Annotated in this window: 6 protein-coding genes; 5 read left to right on the top strand and 1 reads right to left on the bottom strand. The window is 60.8% G+C overall.

Annotation, left to right across the window (positions count from 1 at the left end; translation table 11 throughout):
• The coding region (locus WBF74_RS13745) for a hypothetical protein (RefSeq protein ID WP_424440876.1) at positions 1-182 on the top strand (182 nt) is incomplete at its 5' end.
• 1 nt (position 183) lies between these two features.
• Here WBF74_RS13745 and WBF74_RS13750 read toward each other — a convergent pair.
• Positions 184-915: a class I SAM-dependent methyltransferase gene (locus tag WBF74_RS13750; RefSeq protein ID WP_424440878.1), complete on the bottom strand. Its 732-nt coding sequence runs from the start codon at positions 913-915 to the stop codon at positions 184-186.
• A 363-nt stretch (positions 916-1,278) separates the two neighbouring features.
• Here WBF74_RS13750 and WBF74_RS13755 point away from each other — a divergent pair, with 363 nt between their 5' ends.
• The 4 genes from WBF74_RS13755 (at position 1,279) to WBF74_RS13770 (ending at position 7,465) form a co-directional block, all read left to right on the top strand.
• Positions 1,279-4,065, top strand: coding sequence for a [protein-PII] uridylyltransferase (locus WBF74_RS13755; RefSeq protein ID WP_424440880.1), 2,787 nt, complete (start codon positions 1,279-1,281; stop codon positions 4,063-4,065).
• A gap of 126 nt (positions 4,066-4,191) precedes the next feature.
• Entirely contained in the window at positions 4,192-5,733 is a 1,542-nt protein-coding gene (gene murJ / locus WBF74_RS13760; protein ID WP_424440882.1) for a murein biosynthesis integral membrane protein MurJ, read from the top strand.
• A gap of 159 nt (positions 5,734-5,892) precedes the next feature.
• On the top strand, positions 5,893-6,753 hold the full coding sequence (locus WBF74_RS13765; protein WP_424440884.1) for a hypothetical protein: 861 nt from the start codon (positions 5,893-5,895) through the stop codon (positions 6,751-6,753).
• A complete protein-coding gene (locus tag WBF74_RS13770) occupies positions 6,728-7,465 on the top strand; it encodes a hypothetical protein (protein WP_424440886.1) in 738 nt (245 codons plus the stop codon). Before WBF74_RS13765 ends, WBF74_RS13770 begins: the two co-directional genes overlap by 26 nt.
• Positions 7,466-7,789: the final 324 nt, after the last annotated feature.

Below are 7,789 nucleotides of genomic sequence, written 5' to 3' on the forward strand. Positions count from 1 at the left end.
ACCGCGAGGCGCGTGCGAAACTCGTGGACGACCTGCCGCTTTTCTCTGCCCGCGCAGAAACTGCTCCGTCAACGGATGAAAGCGGGGTGGAGGCGGCATTGAAGGAGATCAATCCCGATGATCTCACGCCAAAAGAAGCACTGGAACTGCTCTACAGGCTGAAGGCGCTCGCCGCTAGCTGATCTATTTCCGCGCGATATAGATGCATTCGTCGCGCAGCAGACCCCATTTCACTTCTTCTTCCGGCGCGCGGCGATAGGCCTCGACGGAGGTGAAGCCTGCAGCTTCAAGCTTCGCCGCAAAGTCGCGCCCATAGAAGCGCTTGTGATCCGTGCCGCCGAAATGGGCGAAGCGCTCGTCAGGATCGGTGATGGCGGGGTTCTCGTAAGTCTCGTCGCGCGACAGGTTGATCGGCACCGAGAAGAAGCCATAGCCGCCGGGCTTCAGCACGCGGCACATTTCCGACATGGCTGCGCGGTCATCATCGACATGCTCAAAGACATGGTTTGCGATCACCACGTCGAAGAAATTGTCGGGCCGGTCGATCTTCGTGATGTCGAGCCGGAACTTCGCAATCGGCGCATAGAGATCGGCAGGTTCGTAATCCGGGTTGTTCTTCATCGCCCGCATCAGCCACTTCTCCGGGCCGAATTGCAGGACCTTCTTCGTCGTCAGATCAATATTGTGATCGTTGAGATAGAGCTGCAGCAGGCGGTGGCGTTCGCGCGAGCCGCAATTCGGGCAGCGTGTGTCCCAGCGCGAAGGGCGCCCGACCGACAGGAAGATGCCATGATAGCTACAGACGGGGCAGGTGCGGTGGATCTTCTTCCGCGAAAATTGCTTGCGGTCTTTCAGCCAGCCCTGCAGCAATCGGCTGAAAATCTTGCGCCGGTCGATCTCGCTATTCTGCTTCAAATCCTGTCCGCCTGTTCGCCCGGCTCAATTTTCGCGGGCCTTCCCAAAGTTCGGGCCACAATGTCTGGCCGGGCGTTTTCTTGTCAAGGCGAAGACCATGATGAGGGGGATAAGGCGGCAGCGGCCTTTCGCCACCCGGCCGCGGGGCCTCACCCCGGCCAGTGCTGAACCGGGCACGAAACGGGGGGATGCGCCGCGAAACCGTGTCGAAAATGCAGCGTGCGGCGAAAATAAACCAATGATTCCGACAGCTTGGCTATAATCCCGATATCTGCTGATAAACTTTCCGCCCGCCCCCATATACGGGTTTAATGCGCAAAGCGCGTCAGCGTCGCCCCTTTCCGTCTCAAGGAGTTTGCCCTTATGGGCCGCACCCTCCCCAGCATGCTCGAAATTGCCGATCCGGCAGATATCCGCGAAAAGCTGAACGCGCTTGCCGCCGAGACCCGGGATGATCTGGCGCTGAAACGCGGCATCGTGTCGGTGCTGAAATCGGCCCTCACGGCGGGGCGCGGCAAGGCGCGGGAGCGGCTGGAGCAGGGGGCACACAGGGGCCGCGCCTGCGCCGAAAGCCTTTGCTACCTTCAAGACACGATCATCCGGGAACTTTATACTTTCGCGACCCACCACATATTCCCCGCCCCCAATCCGAGCGAGGCGGAGCGCATTGCGATTGCGGCTGTCGGCGGGTACGGGCGCGGCACGCTGGCGCCGGGTTCCGACATCGATCTTCTTTTCCTGCTTCCCTACAAGCAGACGCCCTGGGGCGAGAGCGTGGTCGAATACATGCTCTATGCGCTCTGGGATCTCGGCCTCAAGGTTGGCCATTCGACGCGTTCGATTGATGATTGCATTCGTCTGTCGCGCGAGGACTTCACCATCCGCACGGCGCTGCTCGAAGCGCGCTTCATTCAGGGAGACCGCCCGCTTTTTGACGAGTTGCAGGAGCGTTTCGACGAGGAGGTGGTGAAGGGCACCGCGAATGAATTTGTCGAAGCAAAACTCGCCGAGCGCGACCTTCGCCATCAGCGCAGCGGCGAGAGCCGCTATCTGGTGGAGCCGAATGTCAAGGAAGGCAAGGGGGGCCTGCGCGACCTCAACACGCTGTTCTGGATCGCGAAATATGTGTACCGCGTGAAGCAGACATCCGATCTGGTCAAGGTCGGCGTCTTCACGCGCGAGGAATATCAGACCTTCCGCAAGGCCGAAAATTTTCTATGGGCGGTACGCTGCGAGCTGCATTTCCTCACTGGCCGCGCGGAAGAGCGCATCAGCTTCGACATCCAGACCGAAATGGCAAAGCGCCTTGGCTATCAGGGTCATGGCGGGCTGAAGGCTGTCGAGCGTTTCATGAAGCACTATTTCCTCGTCGCCAAGGATGTGGGCGATCTCACGCGCATTTTCTGCGCGGTGCTGGAAGAGCAGGAGCGCAAGAAGAAGCCGTCCATCGGCCGCTTCATGCAGGCGCTTCGCCGCAAGAAAGTCATTCGCGGCTTTGCGGTGGAAAACGGCCGCCTCACCGTGACAAACTCGAAGTTCTTTGAAAAAGACCCGGTGAACATCATCCGTCTCTTTCATGTGGCTGAGAGCCACGGGCTTGATATTCACCCCGACGTTCTGAAGATCGTCACGCGCTCGCTGAAACTGGTCGATGCCGCGCTGCGCCGGAATGAGGAAGCAAACCGTCTCTTCCTCGAAATCCTCACCTCGAAGAAAACACCCGAAGCTATGCTCCGTCTAATGAATGAGGCGGGCGTGCTGGGCCGCTTCGTGCCGGATTTCGGCCGCATCGTCGCGCTGATGCAGTTCAACATGTATCACCACTACACGGCTGATGAGCATTTGCTGCGTGCAATCGGCATCCTGTCGGAAGTCGAACGCGGCAAGGCGCTGGAAGAATATCCGCTCGCGCATGAAATCATGGGCAAGATAAAGAGTCGCAACGCGCTCTATATGTCCGTCTTTCTGCATGACATCGCGAAGGGCCGCGATGAAGACCATTCCGATGCAGGTGCAGCCATTGCGCGCCGCCTCTGCCCGCGCCTCGGCATGAGCGAGGGCGAAACGGAAGCAGTGGCCTGGCTCGTGCAGAACCATCTCGTCATGTCGGATATCGCGCAGCGGCGCGACATTGCCGATCCGCGCACCGTCCGCGATTTCGCCGCCCTGGTGCAAAGCCCGGAGCGGCTGCGGATGCTTTATGTGCTGACCGTGGTGGACATCATGGCGGTCGGCCCCGGCGTCTGGAATGGCTGGAAGGGCCAGTTGCTGCGCCAGCTCTATTTCGAAACGGAAGCGGTGCTGCAAGGCGGCGAAAGCGCGCTCAACCGCAAGAGCCGTGTCGCGGAAGCAAAGGAAGCACTTGCCGCGCGGCTCGGTGATTGGCCAAAGGCAACGCTGGAGCGTTATCTGAAGCGGCATGGGGATGCCTATTGGCTTTCAACCGACACGGATATGCAGGAGCGCCACGCCGCCTTCATCCGCAACGCGCCGGAAGATGCGCTCGCCATTACGGCAGAGCCGGCACCCATGCGCGCCGTGACCGAGATCACGCTTTACACTCAGGACCATCCGGGCCTCTTTGCGCGTTTCGCAGGTGCCTGCGCCGTGCTCGGCATGAACATTGTGGACGCGAAAATCTTTACCACGCGCGACGGCATGGCGCTCGACATGCTCTGGGTGCAGGACCCGGACGGAACAGCGGTGCGCGAGGAGCGCCGCATCCGCCGCCTTGAAGACATGTTCCGCAAGGTGCTGGCGGGCGAAGTGTTGCCGCCTGACGCGATCGAAAGCCGCGCCCGCTCATCGCGCCGCGCGGATGCTTTCACGGTCGCCCCGCAGGTCTTCATCGATAATGAAGCGTCGGAGGACTACACCGTGATCGAGGTGAACGGTCTCGACAGGCCGGGCCTTGTCCACGCGCTTGCCCGCGCGCTTTTCCATCTCGGCCTCACCATCGGTTCCGCCCATATCACCACCTATGGCGAGCGCGCGGTGGACGTCTTCTATGTGAAGGATGTGATCGGCCACAAGGTCACGAATGCGAACAAGAAGAAGGCCGTCGAACGCCATCTTCTCGAAGCACTTGCCGACCCGATGGCCAAGGCCCGCCCCGCCAAGCGCCGCCGCGAGGACGTCGCGGCTGCGTGAGGCTCATCCTGTCACCCGGATGCGTTCACCGATACAATGAGTCATTCGTAATTTTGCCCGAACAGGGCTAGAGATTGAGGGAATGAAACCACCCCGTCCGAGCCGCTTTCCCATGGTCCTGATTTCATGAACCTCGTTCGCTCGGCCGCGACTATTGGCGGCACCACGCTTCTGAGCCGCCTGCTCGGCTTTCTGCGCGATGTCATGGTGGCGGCTGCCGTTGGCACCGGGCCGGTGGCGGATGCGTTTTTCGTCGCCTTCCGCTTTCCCAACATGTTCCGATCGATCTTCGCGGAAGGCGCGTTCAACTCCGCCTTTGTGCCGCTTTTTGCCAAGCGCCTCGAAGGGGGCGGCAAGGAGGCGGCGCGGCGCTTTGCGGAAGATGCTCTGGCGGTGCTTCTCGTCGCGCTGCTTCTCATCACCATCGCAGCCGAGCTTGCCACACCCTGGCTCATGCTTATCTTCGCACCGGGCTTTTCGGAAGACCCGCAGAAATTCGACTGGGCGGTCGAGTTCACGCGGATCACCTTTCCCTATCTTCTTTTCATTTCGCTGACTGCGCTGCAATCCGCGATCCTCAATTCGCTGGGCCGCTTCTTTCCCGGCGCGGCTGCGCCCGTCATGCTCAATGTGACGCTGATCTTCGCCATCCTCTTTCTGGTGCCGCTGACGGATAATCCGGGCCGCGCGCTGGCATGGGGTGTGGCAGCGGCAGGTGTGGTGCAGTTTGTCTGGCTCTCCTTCTCTCTCTGGCGGGCGGGCATCGTGCTGCGGTTGCGCAGGCCCCGCCTCACGCCGGAAGTGCGCCGCCTATTCCGTCTCGGCGTGCCGGGCGTCATCGCGGGCGGCATTACGCAAGTGAACCTCACCATCGGCACCATGATCGCCTCGCTGCAGGCGGGTGCGGTGTCATGGCTCTATTATGCGGACCGTATCTATCAGCTTCCGCTCGCCGTGATCGGCATTGCGATCGGCATTGTGCTTCTGCCGGAACTGTCGCGCCGCCTGCGCGCGAATGATACGGAAGGCGTTGCCTGGAGCCAGAACCGCGCCATCGAGTTTTCGATGCTGCTCACGATTCCCGCTGCTGTCGGTGCAGCGATGCTGTCATTTGAAATCATCCGTGTGCTGTTCGAGCGCGGTGCTTTCACCCGCGCCGACACCGAAGCCACGGCGCTTGCACTCATCATCTATTCGGCGGGGCTTCCGGCCTTCGTGCTCATCAAGGTGTTCCAGCCGGGCTTCTTCGCGCGGGAAGACACGAAAACGCCGCTCCGCTTTGCGGCAATCTCGATTGCGGTCAACATCGCAACAAGCATCGTGCTTTTTGTGCCCTTCGGCTTTGCGGGCATTGCAACGGGAACAACGGTTGCCGCCTGGCTCAATGCGGGCCAGCTTGGCTGGCGGCTCAACCGACAGGGCGCCTTCACGCCGGACGCGCAACTTGCGCGCCGCCTGCCTCTCATCCTTCTGGCAGCAGGAGGAATGGGCGCGACGCTCTGGTTCGGCGCGGCCGCGCTCTCGCCCTATCTTGATGAGGGGCTTGCGATCAGCCTTGCGGCGCTGATGGTGCTGATCGGGCTTGGCGCCGTTGCCTTCTTCTTCCTCTGCCAGATCACGGGTGCTGTGCGCCTCGGAGACCTTCGCCGCGCTTTCACGCGAGGCTGAACGAGACTTCAGAACCCTTGATACTTCTGACTGCCGAGAGCCCGGAAAAGCGATGTCCCAAATCGGTAGTAACGGAACTTAAATCCTATTTGGGTCAAATGACAAATCAACTGCGCGGGCTAGGGGTGGTCCGGGCCTGAAGCAGGGTTCTGGGGGGCAATGGATAAAAAGCGTTGGTACGACGTGCGCCGCAATGCGGCAGGCGCAGGGGTGGTTTTGTGTGCAGGTCTCCTGCTTCCCACTTCACCTCTTCAGGCTGCAGACTGGCAAAATCCGGGCGCAGGCAGCTGGGCCAACGGCGTCAACTGGAACCCGGCCGGTGTCCCCACGGCAGGTGACAGTGTCACCGTTGATAATGGTGGCACAGTGCAGATCGACGCCGCCGACGCCGTCTCTGCTGACGCGCAGATTGGTAGCGGTGCTGGAACAAGCGGTTCCATTCTCGTTTACAACGCCAGCACCTGGACCAACTCGGGCGATCTCTATGTCGGCTATGCAGGCTCCGGCACGCTCGGCATTTCAGATGGGGGAGCGGTCGTGTCGGAAGGCACGGTCTTCGTCGCGTCCGTCGCCGGCTCGATCGGCCGGCTGAACATCGGCGCGGCTTCGGGCGAGGCGGCGGTTGCCGCCGGTACGCTTGATGCTGCATCGCTCGCCTTCGGCGACGGCGATGGAAAGCTGGTCTTCAACCACACCGATAACGGCTTGATCTTCGGTGCGGCGATCTCCGGCAACGGCGAAGTGCTGGTCGAAAGCGGCAAGACGGTCTTCAAGGCCGCTGCGGCGCATGGTGGCGGCACGACGATCTCCGGCGGTACGCTGCAGCTCGGCGATGGCGGTACCACGGGCGCGCTCGCGGGCGATGTGACCAATGACGGCACCTTCGCCATCGACCGCTCGGACGCCTACACTTATGTCGGCGTCATGTCCGGTTCGGGCGATTTCCGTCAGCTCGGTGCGGGCACGACAACGCTGACCGGCGACAGCTCGGGCTTTGCGGGCGCGAGCTTTCACCTTTGATCCCGATGCGACCTATGAAGTCGAGACCGATCCCTCGAACACCGATGCGGACCTGATCCATGTCACCGGCACCGCCTTTCTCAATGGCGCGTCGGTGCATAAAATCGGTCTCAACGGCACCTACGCTCCGTCATCGGTCTATAAGATCCTGACGGCTGATGCCGGCATCGACGGCACTTTCGGCACGGTCTTGTCCGATTATGTCTTCCTCGATGCGGCGCTCGATTACGACGCCAACAACGTCTATCTCCAGCTGGTGCGCAACAATATCAACTTCGGCGACATCGCCAACACGTCGAACCAGCAGGGTGCCGGCGCCGCGCTTCAGAGTTTCGGTCCCGGTCATCCGCTCTTTGACGAGATTGTGACCATGACCGACGATGAGGCGCGAGCGGCCTATGACGCGCTGTCGGGCGAAGCCCATGCCAGCTCCTCGGCCTCGCAGTTCATGACCGTCACCGAGATTCGCCAGCACCTGCTCAACCGTCTTGCGAAGATTTTCGGAGCGGGCGGCGGGATTGCGAGCCTTGCAGGCGCACCGGCGGCAGGCGATGCGGTGCCGGGTGGCGTCTCTCTCTGGGGGAATAGTATACTTTGCAAACCCAAGGATTCGCCTCGTTATGTCCCACTAACAGACTGGACCGCATTGCAAAGGACAAATCAAGAACGCCAGCCCTACAAGAAATTACCTAAGCCATTGATTTTGAAATAAAAACGCATGCCGCTCGATACATTGCCAGCTTAGCTTGAGGGTGGTACTTTGAATCTGGCTCAAACAAGTGAGCCGTCCATGATCTTGGGGATCAGGACGGCTCGTTTGGGTCCAGCGCTGGTGGAACAGCGCCCTCCCTGGATGGGCCGATTTTAGGCAGGTATGGGGGCTTTGTCCACTGGTGCGAAATGACGCAACCAGAAAGGACGACGATGAACAACGCCCATTTACCGACCCTTCGCGGCAAGCAAATCCGAACTGAGGGCAACGGGCTAGTCTGCATTTCAGACATCTGGCTCGCCACCGGCTTTTCGATCAATAAGA

Source organism: Parvibaculum sp., assembly GCF_049672805.1.
GTDB lineage: Bacteria > Pseudomonadota > Alphaproteobacteria > Parvibaculales > Parvibaculaceae > Parvibaculum.

What these genes read in the sequence shown, in the direction of transcription:
- WBF74_RS13755 (WP_424440880.1), top strand. Translation starts at nt 1,279, where the DNA reads ATGGGCCGCACCCTCCCCAGCATGCTCGAAATTGCCGATCCGGCAGAT.
- murJ (WP_424440882.1), top strand. Translation starts at nt 4,192, where the DNA reads ATGAACCTCGTTCGCTCGGCCGCGACTATTGGCGGCACCACGCTTCTG.
- WBF74_RS13765 (WP_424440884.1), top strand. Translation starts at nt 5,893, where the DNA reads ATGGATAAAAAGCGTTGGTACGACGTGCGCCGCAATGCGGCAGGCGCA.